The following is a 15,680-nucleotide window of genomic DNA, read 5'->3' on the forward strand; positions in this document are numbered from 1 at the left end:
CGGTGACGGCGACCTGGATGCCGTCGGCGTCCCCGCGGCCGACGCCGACGGCCGGCACCCAGGCGGCCGACGCCGACGCGTCGTCCGCGCGGATGCACCAGATAGCCTCTGCTGCAGCCGCATCCGCGACCGTTCGATCCACCGTTGGCACGCCCGTTGCCGTATGCACGAGCCACGCCCGAACGGGCAGCGTCAGGTCCCCGGGGGCGAAGGTGCGTTGCGCCCACTCCACCTCACCGGTGGCAGCGAATGCGCGCAGCGCCTCGGTGGCAGCGGGCGAGACGAGGTGCACGGCGGCGCCAGCGGCGACGAGGCGCCGGACGCGGCGCTCGGCCACCACTCCCCCGCCCACGACGAGGACCCGGCGGCCGCGCACGTCCAGCGTCAGCGGGTAGTCGGGGGCGCAGCCGAGCGTCAGCGCGGTCATATGTGCAGCCCGCATTCGACCTTGTCCTGGCCCGCCCACCGGCCGGCCCGGGGGTCCTCGCCTTCACCGACAGCGCGGGTGCACGGCGCGCAGCCGATGGAGGCAAAACCCAACTGCCGCAACGGGTTCAAGAAGACGCCGTTCTCGGCGGCGTAGCGGTCCGCTTCGTCGTGGGACCAGCCGACGATCGGGTTGATCTTGAGCATCGAGCGCTTGGCATCCCACTCGATGAGCTGGGCGTCGGCGCGGGTCGCGGCGTCGGCGCGACGCACCCCGGTGACCCAGGCGGCATACCCCTCCAGGGCGGCATTGAGCGGCGCGACCTTGCGCATCCGGCAGCAGAGGTCGGGGTTGCGGTCGTGCAGCCGGGGACCGAATCGCACGTCCTGGCTCTCGACGCTCTCGCGCGGGTAGACCGTGCGGATCGACAGGGGGAGCATCACGGCATACGCATCGCGGGTGCCGATCGTCTCAGGGAAGTGGTAGCCGGTGTCGAGGAAGAAGACGTCGAATCCCGGGGCCGTCGTCCCGGCGAGATGGAGCAGGATCTCATCGCCCATCGAGCTGGCAATGGTCAACTGGTCGCCGAAGCGCTCACGAGCCCAGGCGAGGACGTCGCGCCCGAGGGCAATCTTCTCCTCATAGGTGGTGGCCGCGGCCTCGCGCTCGAGGAACTCCTCGATGTCGGCCGTCTGATTCTCGGCGGGGATCACGCTCACCGCAGATCGTCCTCGTCGGCTCGGTGCGCCCACGCCGCGAAGCTCTCACCCTCGGCGCGCTGCTCGAGATAGTGGCCGGCAACCCGGTCGATGTAATCGGGCAGGTCCTCGGCCGTGACCTTCAGGGCGCGGGTCTTGCGCGCCAGCGTCGGGTTGATGCCGAGTGCACCGCCGAGATGCACCTGAAAGACCTCCTGCAGTTCGTCGTTCTCGTCGCGCTGCACCATGCCCTTGAGGCCGATGTCGCCGACCTGGGTGCGAGCGCATGCGTTGGGGCAACCGTTGACGTGGATGCCGAAGGGCACATCCATCTCGGGCCGGCGTCGTTCGAGCGCGACGACGACCGTGCGGGCCCGGGCCTTGGTCTCGGTCAGGCCCAGCTTGCAGAACTCGATCCCGGTGCAGGCCAGGACATTTCGTCGATAGACGCTGGGCTGCGCGATCAGGTCGTGGACCGCGAGCCGCTCGGCCAAGGCGGGCGCGTCCGCCTCCTCGACGTCGAGGACGAGGAACTTCTGATGAGGGGTCAGCCGGACACGGAACGAGCCGTAGCTCTCGGCAAGGTCGGCGACCGCGGTCAGTGTCGATCCGCTGACGCGGCCGGCGATAGGAGCCGTGCCGACCCAGACCTTGCCGTCCTTCTGCTTGTGGATGCCCACGTGGTCGCGGTGGCCGTCCGGCGGCGTGACCGGCTCGGGACCGTCGGGGAGGGCATACCCCAGGTATTCGTCCTGGAGGATCCGCCGGAACTTCTCCGGACCCCAGTCGGACATCAGGAACTTCAGCCGGGCCCGGTTGCGCAGGCGGCGGTAGCCGTAGTCGCGGAAGATGCCGATGACCCCGGCCCAGACCTGTGGCACCTGCTCGAGGGTGACGAAGGCGCCGAGCCGGCGGGCGAAGATCGGGTTCACCGAGAGGCCGCCGCCGACCCACAGGTCGAACCCGGGGCCAAGCTCAGGGTGGTTGACCCCGACGAAGGAGACGTCGTTGATCTCGTGGACGACATCGAGTGCCGGCGAGCCCGAGATCGCGGTCTTGAACTTGCGTGGCAGGTTGGAGAACTCGGGGCTGCCGATGTAGGTGCGGCGGATCTCCTCGATCGCCCACGTGCCGTCGATGATCTCGTCCGCCGCGATTCCCGCGACCGGTGAGCCGATGATCACGCGGGGGGCGTCGCCGCAGGCTTCCAGCGTGTGCAGACCGACCGCATCGAGGCGCTCCCAGATGGCTGGCACGTCCTCGATGCGGATCCAGTGCAGCTGGATGTTCTGCCGGTCGGAGATGTCGGCGGTATCGCGCGCGAACTCGGTGCTGAGCGCGCCGATCGTGCGCAACTGTTCGGTCGTCAGGATGCCGCCGTCGCTGCGCACGCGCATCATGAAGAACTCGGCGTCCAGTTCCTCGGGGGCGAGGGTCGCGGTCTGGCCGCCGTCGATGCCCTCCTGGCGCTGGGTGTAGAGGCCCATCCAGCGGAATCGGCCGCGCAGGTCGTCGCTCGGGATGGACGCGAAGCCCTCCTTGGCGTAGACGTCGATGATGCGCTGCCGGACGTTCAGCGCGTCGTCGGCCTGCTTGAAGGCTTCGTTTCCGTTCAGGGGGGTCAGGTCGCCCTCCGCCCAGGCGCCGGTGACGGCGGTCCGAGTCGGTCGGGTTGAAGTGTCGGTCACATCGCAAATGCTACAAGGTGACGTTATGGCCCTTATAACGCACCGTTATACGTATCACGTGTTGGACAGGACGTATGGCCGCCTCGGGCCGGTCAGGCGAGGGCCACCAGGTCGAGGTAGTCCGGGCCCCAGAGGTCCTCCACACCGTCGGGGAGCAGCAGGATCCGCTCCGGCTGAAGTGCTGCCACGGCGCCCTCGTCGTGGGTGACGAGCACGACCGAGCCCTTGTAGGTCGACAGGGCGCTGAGGATCTCGGCCCGGGAGGCGGGGTCGAGGTTGTTGGTCGGCTCGTCCAGGAGCAGCACGTTAGCCGCCGAGACGACAAGTAGAGCGAGCGATAGGCGGGTCTTCTCGCCACCCGAGAGCACCCCCGCCGGCTTCTCGACGTCGTCACCGACGAAGAGGAAGGAACCGAGAACCTTGCGCACCTCGGTCTCCCCCAGGTCGGGAGCGGCCGACTTCATGTTCTCCAGGACCGAGCGCGCCAGGTCGAGATTTTCGTGCTCCTGCGCGTAGTAGCCGAGCTTGAGCCCATGCCCCGGCTCGACCTGCCCGGTGTCCGGCGGGTCGATGCCGGCCAGGATGCGCAGCAATGTGGTCTTGCCTGCCCCGTTGAGGCCGAGGACGACGACCTTCGAGCCGCGGTCGATCGCCAGATCGACGTCGGTGAACACCTCGGTCGAGCCGTATGACCGCGACAACCCGCTCGCCCGCAGTGGCGTGCGCCCGCTCGGGGCCGGGTCGGGGAAGCGCAGCTTGGCCACCCGGTCGTGCTGGCGCTCCCCCTCCACGCCGGCGAGCATCCGCTCGGCGCGCCGGATCATGTTCTGTGCAGCCGTGGCCTTGGTCGCCTTGGCGCGCATTTTCTCGGCCTGGTCGAGCAGGGCGCCGGCCTTCTTCTGGGCGTTGGCGTATTCGCGTTTGCGACGCCGCTCGTCGAGTTCGCGCTGCTCGAGATAGGCCTTCCAGCCGACGTTGTAGACGTCGATGACCCCGCGGTTGGCGTCGAGGTGGAAGACCCGGTTGACGACGACCGCGAGCAGGTCGACATCGTGGGAGATGACGATCAGGCCACCCGGGTAGCCCTTGAGGTAGTCGCGAAGCCAGACGATCGAGTCGGCATCGAGGTGGTTGGTCGGTTCATCGAGCAGGAGCGTCTCGGCCCCGGAGAAGAGGATGCGCGAGAGTTCGATCCGGCGGCGCTGGCCGCCGGAGAGGGTGCCGATCTCCTGGTCCAGTTGCTTCTCGGTGAGCCCGAGAGCGGCGGCGATCGATGCGGCTTCGGACTCGGCGGCATACCCGCCGGCGGCGGTGAATTCGGCGTCCAGGCGGGCATACCGGCGCATCGCCTTCGAGCGCGCTTCCTCGGTGGCGGCCGCCATCGCGTGCTCGGCCTTGCGCAGGTCGCGAACAATGGCGTCCAGGCCGCGCGCCGAGAGGATGCGGTCGCGGCCGGTGACACTCAAGTCGCCGGTGCGCGGGTCCTGCGGGAGGTAGCCGACCTCGCCGGAACTGATGGCCGACCCGGCCGCGGGCAGCGCCTCACCGGCCAGGACCTTGCACAGCGTGGTCTTGCCGGCGCCATTGCGGCCGACGAGCCCGACGCGGTCGCCGGCGTTGATCCGGAAGGTCGCGTCGTCCAAAAGAAGCCGCGAACCGACGCGCAGTTCGAGACCGCTGACAGCGATCACGGCAGACTCCTGGTTGATACGACGTGGGCCCGGGCGCGCGCAGGTCACGACACGGTCATTACGGGCTCCCTCGGGAACACGTCACCGAGGGCTGACAGCTAGTCTAAGGCGCACGCACACCGGGGCCGAAATGGCCCCACTGCCGGGAAAGGTCCCCTGCATGAGTTTCAACGACAACGTCCAACTGGACACCTCCTCCATCGGTAGTGGTGGAGTCGGCGGCGGGGGCCGTGGCGGGCTGGTGGTCGGCGGCGGCATCGGTGGGTTGATCCTGGCGATCATCATCATGCTGCTCGGCGGCAATCCCGGCAGCCTGGGTGGCGATCAGACCGGCTCGGACCCGAATGCGCAGAATGTCGACAGCAGTGCGATCCAGCAGCAGTGCAAGACCGGCGCGGACGCCAACAAGTACGCCGAGTGCCGCATCGTCGGCACGGTGAACTCGGCCAAGTCCTTCTGGAGCGATGAATTGCCCCGCTACGGCAAGCAGTTCCGCGAGCCCGGGACGATCATCTATAGCGGAGCCACGCAATCAGCCTGCGGCACGGCCTCCAACCAGGTCGGCCCGTTCTATTGCCCGCTGGACGAGAAGATCTACATCGACGCGAGCTTCTTCGACCTGCTCACCCAGCGCTTCGGCGCCGACGACGGGGCGCTCGCGCAGGAGTATGTCGTCGCGCACGAATACGGCCACCACATCCAGAACATCCTCGGCTTGCTCGGCCGGGCGCAGCAGGACCCGCAGGGCGAGACCAGTGGCGCCGTGCGCATCGAGTTGATGGCGGACTGCTTTGCCGGCATGTGGGCCGGGCACGCCTCTAGCACCAAGGACGCGACCGGCACCACCTATCTCAAGCCGCTGACCGAGACCGACATCCGCTCGGCCCTCTCGGCGGCCTCCGCCGTCGGCGACGACCAGATCCAGGAGAAGACGCAGGGCCGGGTCACTCCGGAGTCCTGGACCCACGGCTCCGCCGAAGGGCGTCAGCGCTGGTTCATCCAGGGCATGAAGGCCGGCGACGACATCAACAAGTGCAACACCTTCAACGTCAACGACCCCAACACCCAGGTCGTCAGCTGACCCAGCGCCGATGAGGGTCAGGCGACGGGCGTGTCGAGCAGGTAGACGCGCACGGAGGTGCCGCGCTTGATGGCGGTCTCCAGCACGGCCCGGTTGGGGTCGGGCAGGTCGTAGAGGCCGCGCCGGGGCAACTCGCGCAGGGCGGCGAGCCGGCGATCGGAGAGCACGGACGCGACCAGTTCGCGGTCGCCGCCGACGATCAGGCCCGGGCCGGGAGGCAGCGCCCCACCGGCAGGCAGTTCGCCTGTCTCATCGATCGGGGCGGCGAGATCGACAAGGATCCGGGCGGCGTGGTCGGCCACGGCGCCCACCAACTCGTCGGCCTGGTTGTCGCGACGCCGGGCATACCGCTGTTGCGACCAGCCACCGGCCGAGGTGCGCGATTGAACGTAGCGCGTCCCGACCTTGTGCAGCACCAGGCGGCCGGCGCGGACGCGCCCCACGGCATACCCGCCGCGGCGCACCAGGATCACGCCCAGGGGGTCGTGATCGAAATATTCCAGGCGGGCGACGGCGCCGTCGTCGCCGACGATCCGGTCGGGCCGGCCGGTCGCTGTGGGGCCGCCGTGGCGGTCGGCGAAGCCGGTCAGCCAGCCGGCCAACCGGTCCGCCGCCACTTCGACGGTGCGCGGTGCCACGGGGACACCACCTGCGTTAGATGTTGAAACCAAGGGCACGAAGTTGCTCCCGGCCGTCGTCGGTGATTTTGTCAGGGCCCCATGGTGGCATCCAGACCCAATTGATGCGATACGACGCGACGAGACCGGTCAAAGCTTGATCGGTTTGATCCTCGATCACGTCGGTCAGCGGACAGGCCGCGGACGTCAGGGTCATATCGAGCACAGCATGGTTTTGGGCGTCCACGGTGATCCCGTAGACGAGGCCGAGGTCGACGACATTGATCCCGAGCTCGGGGTCCACGACATCGCGCATCGCTTCTTCGACGTCGGCGACATTGGCGGGCAGGGTGTCGGTGTCAGACATGGCACTCCAATTCAGAGATCGATTCCGGTCTGGGCCAGCGCATCGGCGAGGGCCATCCAGGGCAGTAGGGCGCACTTGACGCGCGCGGGGTAGCGGGCGACGCCAGCCAGGGCGACGGCGTCGCCGATGACGTCCTCGTCGCCGCGGTCGGCACCCTTGGAGGTCAACATCGCCCGGATGGCGGCGTATTTCTCCCGCGTCGTTGCCACCGCTTCCCCAGTGACCAGGTCGGTGAGCATAGAGGCCGACGCCACCGAGATCGAGCACCCGAGCGCGTCATACGAGACGTCGCTGAGGCGGCCATCGTCCAACGCGACGCGCAAGGTCACCTCGTCGCCGCAGGTGGGATTGACGTGATGGGCCTGCGCCGCGAATGGCTCGCGCAGCCCGGCACCCTGGGGGCGCTTGGCGTGCTCGAGGATGAGTTCCTGATAGAGGTCCATCAGTGCGTCAACCCGAAGATGTCCGGTACCCGGTCGAGGACGGCGAAGAAGGTCGCGATCTCCTCGGGGGTGTTGTAGGGCGCGAGGCTGGCGCGGGTCGTCGCCGCGACGCCGAAGCGCCGGTGCAGGGGCCATGCGCAGTGGTGGCCGACGCGGACGGCGACGCCGTGGTCGTCGAGGATCTGGCCGACGTCATGGGCGTGCACGCCGTCGACGACGAAGGAGACCGCTCCCCCGCGATCTTGCAGGTCGTCCGGGCCGACGACGCGTGTCCAGGCGCGCGCGTGGAGTCCGTCGAGGAGCAGGGCCGTCAGGGCGTGCTCGTGGGCGGCCACGCGGCCCATGCCAAGATCGGTCAGGTAGTCGCAGGCGGCGGCCAGGCCGATTGCCTGGGCGGCGTTGGGCACCCCCGCCTCGAACTTCTGCGGGGCTGGGGCATAGGTGGCCCGCTCCATCGTGACGGTCTCGATCATCGAGCCGCCGGTGAGAAAGACCGGCATCTCGGCCAGCAACTCCCGGCGGCCCCAGAGCACGCCGATGCCCATCGGACCGAGCATCTTGTGACCGGAGAACGCCACCAGGTCGACGTCGAGCCCCGCGACAGCGATGGGCAGGTGCGGCACGGATTGGCAGGCGTCCAGCACGACCAAGGCCCCGACTGCATGGGCGCGGGCCGCGATCCTGGCAACCGGATTGATCGTCCCGAGCACATTGGACGCGTGCACGATGGCGACGACCTTGGTGCGCTCGGTGACGATCCGGTCGAGATCGCTCAGGTCCAGGCGGCCGGTGTCCGTGACCGGCAGCCACTTGAGCGTCGCACCGGTGCGCCGCGAAAGCTCTTGCCACGGAATGAGATTGGCGTGGTGCTCCATCTCGGTGACGACAATCTCGTCACCCGGACGCAGCAGGAAGCGGTGGCCCGCTCCCCCGCCACCGCCGCTTGGTGCATTGGAGAAGGCATAGGCGGCGAGGTTGAGCGACTCGGTCGCGTTCTTCGTGAACACCACTTCGTCCGCGGCCGCGCCGATGAAGCGGGCGATCGTGGCGCGGGCGGCTTCATACGCCTCGGTGCCCTCCTCGGAGAGCGCGTGTGCTCCGCGGTGCGGGGCGGCGTTGAGGCGGGTGTACCAGTCCCTCTCGGCGTCGAGCACGGCATACGGCTTCTGCGAGGTGGCTCCGGAGTCGAGGTAGACCAGCGACCGGTCCTCGCGGACGGTGCGGCCCAAGATCGGGAAATCGGCGCGGATGCGCGCCAGCTCCTGATCGCTGAAGGCGCCCGCGAGAGCCGTCGGGGTGGTCGTCATCGGCGGTTCAGACCCTGGCGGTGAGGAAGCGGTCGTAGCCTTCGTTCTCGAGGCGTTCGGCGAGCTCGGGCCCGCCCTCCTCGGCGATGACGCCGTCGACGAAGACGTGCACGAACTCGGGCTTGATATAGCGCAGAATCCGCGTGTAATGCGTGATCAGCAGGACACCGAGGTCAGTGTTCTCCTGGGCTCGGTTGACCCCCTCGGAGACGACGCGCAGGGCGTCGACGTCGAGGCCGGAGTCGGTCTCGTCGAGCACCGCGAAACGCGGCTTGAGCAACTCCAGCTGGAGGATCTCGTGGCGCTTCTTCTCGCCGCCCGAGAAGCCCTCGTTGACACCGCGCTCGGCGAAGGCGGGGTCCATGCGCAGATTGCCCATGGCCTCCTTGACATCCTTGACCCACATGCGCAGCTTGGGGGCCTCGCCGTCGACGGCGGTCTTGGCGGTGCGCAGGAAGTTGGACACGGTGATGCCGGGGACCTCCACGGGGTACTGCATGGCCAGGAAGAGCCCAGCCCGGGCGCGCTCGTCGACGCTCATGGCCAGAACGTCCTCGCCGTCGAGGGTGATCGAGCCGCCGGTCACGGTGTACTTCGGGTGGCCGGCGATGGAATAGGCAAGGGTGGACTTGCCGGAGCCATTGGGGCCCATGATCGCGTGCGTCTCGCCGGAGTTGATGGTCAGGTCGACGCCGCGGAGGATTTCCTTCTCGACGTCGTCGGCGGTGATGCTGACGTGCAGGTCGCGAATTTCGAGTGTGGACAAGGGATTTCAGCTCTCGGTGTCGATGACGAAGGATTCAGGAACGGAGATGACCACGTCGCCGTCCTCGATGGCGACGGGGTAGGTCGCCACCGGCACGGTCGCCGGGAGGCAGTCGGGCTCGCCGGTCCGGATGTCGAAGCGCGAGCCGTGCAGCCAGCACTCCAGGTGGCAGCCGTCGAGCTCGCCCTCGGAGAGCGAGACATTGGCGTGCGTGCAGACATCGTCAATCGCATAGACCGCGCCGTCCTCGGCGTGGACGATGGCGATGGCATGCCCGTTGATCTCAGCCTTGACCGGTCCGACCGCCGGGAGTTCATCGAGCCGGCAGACGGTCAGGGGCACGAGTTCTTCGGTGTGGGCCTGGGCGCTCATGCGGTGACCTGCTCGGCCTGGGCGATGGTCGCGAGCTCGGCGTCGATTGCTGTCATCAGGTGGCCGATGACTTCGGGGATGCCGATTCGGCTGACAATGCTGGCGAAGAAGCCGCGCACGACCAGGCGGCGCGCCTCGGTCGCGGTGATCCCCCGCGACTGAAGGTAGAACAACTGCTCGTCGTCGAAGCGCCCTGTCGCAGAGGCGTGTCCGGCCCCCGCGATGTCACCGGTCTCGATCTCGAGGTTGGGGATCGAGTCGGCGCGCGCGCCGTCGGTGAGAATCAGGTTGCGGTTGAGCTCGTACGTGTCGGTGCCTTGCGCCGCCGCGCGGATCAGCACATCGCCCACCCAGACCGTGTGGGCACCGTCGCCCTGGAGCGCGCCCTTGTACTCGACATTGCTGCGGCAGTGCGGCACCGCGTGGTCGACGAAGAGCCGGTGCTCGAGGTGCTGGCCGGCGTCGCAGAAGTAGACGCCGAAGGCCTCGAAGCTGCCGCCCGGACCGGCATACGACGCATTGGTGTTCAGGCGCACGATGGCGCCGCCGAGGGTGACGGCGATGTGCTTGACGCTGGCGTCGCGCCCGACCACGACGTCGTGCTGGCCGAGGTGGATGCTGCTGTCGTCCCACTCCTGCAGGCTGACGACCGTCACGTGCGCACCGTCGCCGGCGACAATGGTCACAACTTCCCCGTATGCCGCCCGGCCCGTATGCCCGAGGATCACCGTCGCGTTCGCGTGGTGACCGACCCGGATGAGCAGGTGGCCGTGCACGAGCGCACCGTCCGCACCGGTCAGGGTGAGCCGGACGGGCTCGGTGAGTTCGGCCTCGGCGGGAATGTCGACGACACCCACCCCACCGCTGTTGGCGGCCGCCACGGCAGCCGCTCGGTCGGCGGGCATGGGTGCGCCCGAGGCCTGCCAGTCGGCGACCGACATCGTGCCCAGCCGCACGCCGGCGGGCAGGGTCTCCTCCCAGTCCAGGCAGTTGCCCGTCGCTTCGTCGGCGAAGAGCTTGCGCAGCCGGTCGACCGGCGTGAAGCGCCACTCCTCCTCGCGGCCCGTGGGCATGGCGAAGTCGGCCACAGCATACGAGCGGGTTCGTTCGGCGCGCGACTGGTCGGGGACGAAGGTCGCCGCGCTGTCGGTGTGGGCGACCAATCCGCTTGCGCGAGTGGTCTTTTCAGCCAGAAGGCTCATTTGCGGGGACCTCGTGACGTACGGGAGGAGCGGAGCGGGGGAAGACTTCGCGGGGTCATCTAGCCGACAGCTCCTTCCATTTGCAGTTCGATCAGGCGATTGAGTTCGAGGGCGTACTCCATCGGCAACTCGCGCGCGATCGGCTCGACGAAGCCGCGCACAATCATCGCCATGGCCTCCTGCTCCGAGAGCCCGCGCGACATCAGATAGAACATCTGGTCCTCGCTGACCTTCGACACGCTCGCCTCGTGGCCCATCTGGACGTCGTCCTCGCGGATGTCGACATAGGGGTAGGTGTCGGAGCGGCTGATCTGGTCCACGAGCAGCGCATCGCAGACGACGCTCGACTTGCTGCCGTGGGCGCCCTCGACGATCTGGATCAGGCCGCGATAGGAGGTGCGTCCGCCGCCGCGCGCGACCGACTTGCTGACGATGGTCGAGGAGGTGTTGGGCGCCGCGTGCACCATCTTGGCGCCGGCGTCCTGGTGCTGGCCCTCGCCCGCGAAGGCAATGGACAGCGTCTCGCCCTTGGCGTGCTCACCGAGCAGGTAACACGCGGGGTACTTCATCGTGACCTTGGATCCGATATTGCCGTCCACCCACTCCATCGTCCCGCCCTCGGCGACCGTGGTGCGTTTGGTGACGAGGTTGTAGACGTTGTTAGACCAGTTCTGGATGGTCGTGTAGCGGACGCGGGCGTTCTTCTTCACCACGATCTCGACGACCGCCGAGTGCAGGCTGTCGGACTTGTAGATGGGCGCGGTGCATCCTTCGACGTAGTGCACATAGGAGCCCTCGTCAGCGATGATGAGCGTCCGCTCGAACTGGCCCATATTCTCGGTGTTGATCCGGAAGTAGGCCTGCAACGGGATGTCGACGTGCACGCCCGGGGGGACATAGATGAACGAGCCACCCGACCATACGGCCGTGTTGAGCGACGCGAACTTGTTGTCGCCGGCCGGGATGACGGAGGTGAAGTATTCGCGGAAAAGGTCTTCGTGCTCGCGCAGCCCGGTGTCGGTGTCGACGAAGATGACCCCTTTTTCCTCCAAATCCTCTCGGATTTGATGGTAAACAACTTCGCTTTCATATTGCGCGGCCACGCCGGCGACGAGGCGCTGCTTCTCGGCCTCGGGGATGCCGAGGCGGTCATAGGTGGTGCGGATGTCCTCGGGCAGTTCCTCCCAGGAGGTGGCCTGCTTCTCGGTGGACTTCACGAAGTACTTGATGTTCTGGAAGTCGATGCCGGTCAGGTCGCTCCCCCACTGCGGCATCGGCTTCTTGTCGAACAGCCGCAGGGCCTTCAGCCGCAGGTCGGTCATCCACTGGGGCTCGTTCTTGCGGCGGGAGATGTCGCGGACGACCTCGTCGTTCAGGCCGCGCCGGGCGGTCGCGCCCGCGTCGTCCCTGTCGGCCCAGCCGTATTCGTAGTGGCCCAGGCCCTTCAGTCCGGGGTTGAGGTCTTCGATGCTCTGCGTCATCGGTCTCTCCGTTCGGTTGGGATGGTGCTGGACGGTGCCGGCTCGGTCGGGATGAAGGTCGTGCAGACGTGGTCGCCGTGCGCGAGGGTGGCGAGGCGCTGGACGTGTACGCCGAGCAGTCGGGAGAAGGCTTCGGCCTCGGCGTCGCAGAACTGCGGGAATTCCGCCGCGACCGACTGCACCGGGCAGTGCCCCTGGCACAACTGGATGCCAGTCAACGGAGCAGCCGCTCCCGGCAGGCCGATCGGCCGGGCGCTCGCGTCGAAGCCGTCGCGGGTCAGCGCACTGACGAGGGCGTCGACGAGCTCACCGGTGCCCTCCAGGTCGGCCAACTCGACGGCATACCGCTTCTCCAGCTTTGCGATGCGAGCGCGGGCGAAGGAGGCGACGGCGGCAGGCCCGGCGGTCTCGGCGAGGAAGGTCAGCGCCTCGCTCGCGAGGTGGCCGTAGTCGCTGGTCAGTGCCTCGTGGCCGCTGTCGGAGACGACGTATGCCCGTGCCGGTCGCCCGCGACCGCGGCGCGGCCCGCGGTCGTCGCGGACCTCGATCAAACCCGCCTCGAGCAGGCCGTCGACCTGGCGACGGACGGCGGTGTCGCTGATCCCGAGGAGGGCGGCGAGGCGAGTCGTGGTCACGGGCGCATGACGGCTGATGGCGCGCAGCACTCGTCCACGGGCCCCGGCCTCGGGGGCCACGGGCACGCTGGCATGGTGCGTTGCCGTCATGCCTTGAATAACCACACACCCATGTTAGGTATTTCCCTGCGGCGTGTCTAAGGAAGGTAACCCTAAGTGTCGCTGTCGTGGACGCGGTCAGTTCGGCGTCACCCGCAGGAGGTGCGCGCCTTGACCGTCTTGAAGCAGGTAGATCGCCCCGTCCGGGCCCTGCTCGACCTCGCGAATGCGGGCGTTCATCGGCCACTGATCGCCTTTGGTCGCCGTCGTCTCGTCGAGGTCGACGCGGATCAGGGCCTGGCCGGAGAGGGCACCGACGAAGGCATCGCCGCGCCACTGCGGGAAGAGCGGGCCGCAGTAGATCATCAGGCTGCCGGGTGAGATCGAGGGATTCCACCAGACTTTGGGCGCCTCGAAACCGTCGCCAGCCCGGTGGTCGGGGATGTCCTGGCCGCTGTAGTGCGAGCCATTGGAGGCCGCAGGCCAGCCGTAGTTCGCGCCCGCCCGGATGAGGTTGATCTCGTCGCCGCCCATGGGGCCCATCTCGGACTCCCAGAGGTTCCCGGCGGCATCGAAGGCGATCCCGAGCGGATTGCGGTGACCGTAGCTGTAGATCTCGTCTGCCGGAGACCCCTTGTCTACGAACGGGTTTCCCGGTGCCGGCGCGCCGTCGAGAGTGAGGCGGACGGTCTTGCCGAGGGTGGTGCCCAGGTCCTGGGCGGGGTCGAACTTCTGCCGTTCACCGCTGGTGACGAACAGGAAGCGCTTGTCGGGACTGATCGCCAGCCGGTGGCCGAAGTGGCCGGTGCCGCTGGTTTTGGGCTGTTGGCGCCAGATCACCGTCAGACCCTCCAGCCGGGCCCGGTCGCCGTCGAGGACGAGTCTGGCCCGGCCCACGGCCGCGCCGGTGCCCCCGTCGCCGGCTTCCGCCCAGCTCAGATAGACCCGCTGAGTCTTTGCGAAGTCCGGGCCGACGAGGACATCGCCGAGCCCACCCTGGCCTTCGGCCACGACCTTGGGCGTCCCACTGACCTCGATCCGCTTGCCGGAGTCCAGGTCGCGAATCGACAAGGCGCCGTCGCGCTCGGTCACCAGCAGGCGCGAGGAGTCGGGCAGGAAGGTCATCGCCCACGGCTCGTCGTAGGTCGCGATCTCGGTCACCCGGAACGGCAAGGTGCTGGACGACGCCATCGACGACGACGCCACCGTCGACGATGCGGTCGGGGAACTCGGGGTGCAGGCCGCGACACCGAGCGCCACGAGAGCGGCGGGCAGGAGGCGAGCGCACGGCATACGGGCACGGTAACCCGGCGGGCTGGGAGGGACCGGGCCGGCGAGCGGCCAACCGGCCCGGCATACACTCCCCGGGTGTCCGCAGTCGAGGTCTCCGACGTCCACAAGTCGTATGGCGCGACGCAGGCCTTGGACGGCGCGACCTGGTCGGCTGGGGGCGGCCGGGTCACCGCGGTGCTCGGCCCGAACGGCGCCGGCAAGTCGACGACGATCGAGTGCTTGCAGGGTTTGCAGCGCCCCGATTCGGGGTCGGTGCGGGTGCTGGGTGTCGACCCTTGGGGAGCCGACGCCGAGCACCGGGCACGCGTTGGGCTGATGCTGCAGGACGGCGGCCTGCCCACGATGGTCAAGCCCCTGCCGCTGCTTCGGCATCTGGCCGCCCTCTACGCCGATCCCGCCGACGCGTCGAGGCTCGCCGCCCGTCTCGGCATCGACGGGTTCGCCGGCACGATCACCCGGCGGCTCTCGGGCGGGCAGCGTCAGCGGGTGGCGCTCGCGGCGGCCCTCATCGGCCGGCCGGACGTGCTCTTCCTGGACGAACCGACCGCGGGCCTGGATCCGCATACGCGTCTAGAGGTGTGGGACATCGTGCGCGAGGAGGCGGACCGCGGCGTCACCGTCGTGCTGGCCACGCACTCCTTCGAGGAGGCCGAACGGGTGGCCGACGACCTTGTCATCATCAGCCACGGTCGGGTCCGGGCCGCAGGCACGCGGGCAGAGGTCGAAGGTGAGGACACCTTGGAACGCGTCTACTTCAGCCTGACGTCGGGTGCTCAGCGATGAGCACGTCGAGGGATCGCGCGGCGCCGGCGGGTCGGCGCGTGCGCCGGCAGGCGGGCTTCGAGGCCGGGATCCTGTTGCGCAATGGCGAACAGTTGTTGGTGGCGATCATCCTGCCGGTTTTGGCCCTGGTCGGCCTGCAGGTGGCGAATGTGCCCGACCTCGGGACAAACCGGATCGCCCTCGTCGCGCCGGGCGTGCTGGCGCTGGCCGTGGCGTCGACGGCGTTCACAGGGCAGGCGATCTCTTCGGCCTTCGACCGGCGCAATGGGGTGCTGCGGTTGCTCGGGACCACGCCGCTGGGACGTGGCGGGCTTGTGGGCGGCAAGATGATCGCGACGTCGGCAGTGCTGGCGATCCACCTGGTGGTCCTGGCGATCATGGCCGCGCTCTTCGGGTGGCGACCGATGGCCGGCGGAATCCTGCCCGGGTTGGTGACGATCGTGCTGGGCGAGGCGTGCTTCGTGGCGCTCGCTCTGGCAGTGGCCGGCCGGATGCGGGCGGAAGCCGTTCTGGCAGTGGCAAATCTGCTCTGGGTGCTCTTCCTCGGGCTCGGCCTGCTCTTGCCCACGGGGGTGTTACCGTCGGCGATGGCCGTGGTCGCCCGCATCCTGCCATCGGGCGCCCTCGGGGACGGCTTGCGCTCGGCGTTCGCCAACGGTCACTGGCCCATCGCGTCCTGGGGGGTGCTGATTGTCTGGCTCGCGCTCGGGGCCGCCGTCGCCGCCCGCACCTTCCGCTGGTCCGACTGACTCTCGACGTAAGGCGGGCGTAATCGGTTGAGGTGAGCGGG

Annotated in this window: 17 protein-coding genes; 3 read left to right on the forward strand and 14 right to left on the reverse strand. The window is 68.5% G+C overall.

What is annotated here, in order from left to right; genetic code table 11:
* From PKH97_RS00715 to PKH97_RS00730, 4 genes are all read right to left on the reverse strand, one after another.
* Window positions 1-427: NAD(P)-dependent oxidoreductase (locus tag PKH97_RS00715; RefSeq protein WP_324385474.1), on the reverse strand; the 427-nt coding region annotated here is incomplete at its 3' end.
* Window positions 424-1,146, reverse strand: a complete 723-nt coding sequence (locus PKH97_RS00720) for a phosphoadenylyl-sulfate reductase (protein ID WP_324385475.1) — start codon at window positions 1,144-1,146, stop codon at window positions 424-426. The genes PKH97_RS00715 and PKH97_RS00720, both read right to left, overlap by 4 nt.
* The gene (locus tag PKH97_RS00725) at window positions 1,143-2,813 is read right to left on the reverse strand and encodes a nitrite/sulfite reductase (protein ID WP_324385476.1); all 1,671 of its coding nucleotides are present in this window, start codon (window positions 2,811-2,813) and stop codon (window positions 1,143-1,145) included. The genes PKH97_RS00720 and PKH97_RS00725 overlap by 4 nt, the downstream gene beginning before the upstream one ends.
* 92 nt (window positions 2,814-2,905) lie before the next feature.
* Window positions 2,906-4,504: an ABC-F family ATP-binding cassette domain-containing protein gene (locus tag PKH97_RS00730; RefSeq protein WP_324385477.1), complete on the reverse strand. Its 1,599-nt coding sequence runs from the start codon at window positions 4,502-4,504 to the stop codon at window positions 2,906-2,908.
* Window positions 4,505-4,664: 160 nt separating this feature from the next.
* Between PKH97_RS00730 and PKH97_RS00735 the strand changes: the two genes are divergently transcribed.
* A complete protein-coding gene (locus tag PKH97_RS00735; protein ID WP_324385478.1) occupies window positions 4,665-5,585 on the forward strand; it encodes a neutral zinc metallopeptidase in 921 nt (306 codons plus the stop codon).
* 17 nt (window positions 5,586-5,602) lie between these two features.
* Here PKH97_RS00735 and PKH97_RS00740 read toward each other — a convergent pair whose 3' ends face one another.
* The 10 genes from PKH97_RS00740 to PKH97_RS00785 form a co-directional block, all read right to left on the reverse strand.
* Window positions 5,603-6,223, reverse strand: coding sequence for an acVLRF1 family peptidyl-tRNA hydrolase (locus tag PKH97_RS00740; protein ID WP_324385479.1), 621 nt, complete (start codon window positions 6,221-6,223; stop codon window positions 5,603-5,605).
* A 16-nt stretch (window positions 6,224-6,239) separates the two neighbouring features.
* Window positions 6,240-6,569, reverse strand: coding sequence for a metal-sulfur cluster assembly factor (locus tag PKH97_RS00745; RefSeq protein ID WP_324385480.1), 330 nt, complete (start codon window positions 6,567-6,569; stop codon window positions 6,240-6,242).
* Between the two features lie 11 nt (window positions 6,570-6,580).
* On the reverse strand, window positions 6,581-7,012 hold the full coding sequence (gene sufU, locus PKH97_RS00750) for a Fe-S cluster assembly sulfur transfer protein SufU (RefSeq protein WP_324385481.1): 432 nt from the start codon (window positions 7,010-7,012) through the stop codon (window positions 6,581-6,583).
* The gene (locus PKH97_RS00755; RefSeq protein WP_324385482.1) at window positions 7,012-8,319 is read right to left on the reverse strand and encodes a SufS family cysteine desulfurase; all 1,308 of its coding nucleotides are present in this window, start codon (window positions 8,317-8,319) and stop codon (window positions 7,012-7,014) included. Before PKH97_RS00755 ends, sufU begins: the two co-directional genes overlap by 1 nt.
* A 7-nt stretch (window positions 8,320-8,326) precedes the next feature.
* Window positions 8,327-9,085 carry a Fe-S cluster assembly ATPase SufC gene (gene sufC, locus PKH97_RS00760; protein WP_324385483.1) on the reverse strand — a complete coding sequence of 253 codons (759 nt, stop codon included), beginning with the start codon at window positions 9,083-9,085 and terminating at the stop codon, window positions 8,327-8,329.
* 6 nt (window positions 9,086-9,091) lie between these two features.
* A complete protein-coding gene (locus PKH97_RS00765; protein WP_324385484.1) occupies window positions 9,092-9,457 on the reverse strand; it encodes a non-heme iron oxygenase ferredoxin subunit in 366 nt (121 codons plus the stop codon).
* Window positions 9,454-10,659: a Fe-S cluster assembly protein SufD gene (gene sufD, locus PKH97_RS00770; RefSeq protein ID WP_324385485.1), complete on the reverse strand. Its 1,206-nt coding sequence runs from the start codon at window positions 10,657-10,659 to the stop codon at window positions 9,454-9,456. Before sufD ends, PKH97_RS00765 begins: the two co-directional genes overlap by 4 nt.
* Window positions 10,660-10,718: 59 nt before the next feature.
* The gene (gene sufB, locus PKH97_RS00775; protein ID WP_324385486.1) at window positions 10,719-12,140 is read right to left on the reverse strand and encodes a Fe-S cluster assembly protein SufB; all 1,422 of its coding nucleotides are present in this window, start codon (window positions 12,138-12,140) and stop codon (window positions 10,719-10,721) included.
* Entirely contained in the window at window positions 12,137-12,865 is a 729-nt protein-coding gene (locus PKH97_RS00780) for a MarR family transcriptional regulator (RefSeq protein WP_324385487.1), read from the reverse strand. The genes sufB and PKH97_RS00780 overlap by 4 nt, the downstream gene beginning before the upstream one ends.
* 87 nt (window positions 12,866-12,952) lie before the next feature.
* Window positions 12,953-14,107, reverse strand: a complete 1,155-nt coding sequence (locus tag PKH97_RS00785; RefSeq protein ID WP_324385488.1) for a PQQ-dependent sugar dehydrogenase — start codon at window positions 14,105-14,107, stop codon at window positions 12,953-12,955.
* A 75-nt stretch (window positions 14,108-14,182) separates the two neighbouring features.
* On the opposite strand from PKH97_RS00785, the gene PKH97_RS00790 reads away from it, so the two are divergent.
* Complete coding sequence (locus PKH97_RS00790; protein ID WP_324385489.1) at window positions 14,183-14,890, forward strand: ABC transporter ATP-binding protein; 708 nt, start codon at window positions 14,183-14,185, stop codon at window positions 14,888-14,890.
* A complete protein-coding gene (locus PKH97_RS00795; RefSeq protein ID WP_324385490.1) occupies window positions 14,887-15,639 on the forward strand; it encodes an ABC transporter permease in 753 nt (250 codons plus the stop codon). The genes PKH97_RS00790 and PKH97_RS00795 overlap by 4 nt, the downstream gene beginning before the upstream one ends.
* Window positions 15,640-15,680 lie beyond the last annotated feature (41 nt).

This window comes from Nostocoides sp., assembly GCF_035343835.1.
Classification (GTDB): domain Bacteria; phylum Actinomycetota; class Actinomycetes; order Actinomycetales; family Dermatophilaceae; genus Nostocoides_A; species Nostocoides_A vanveenii.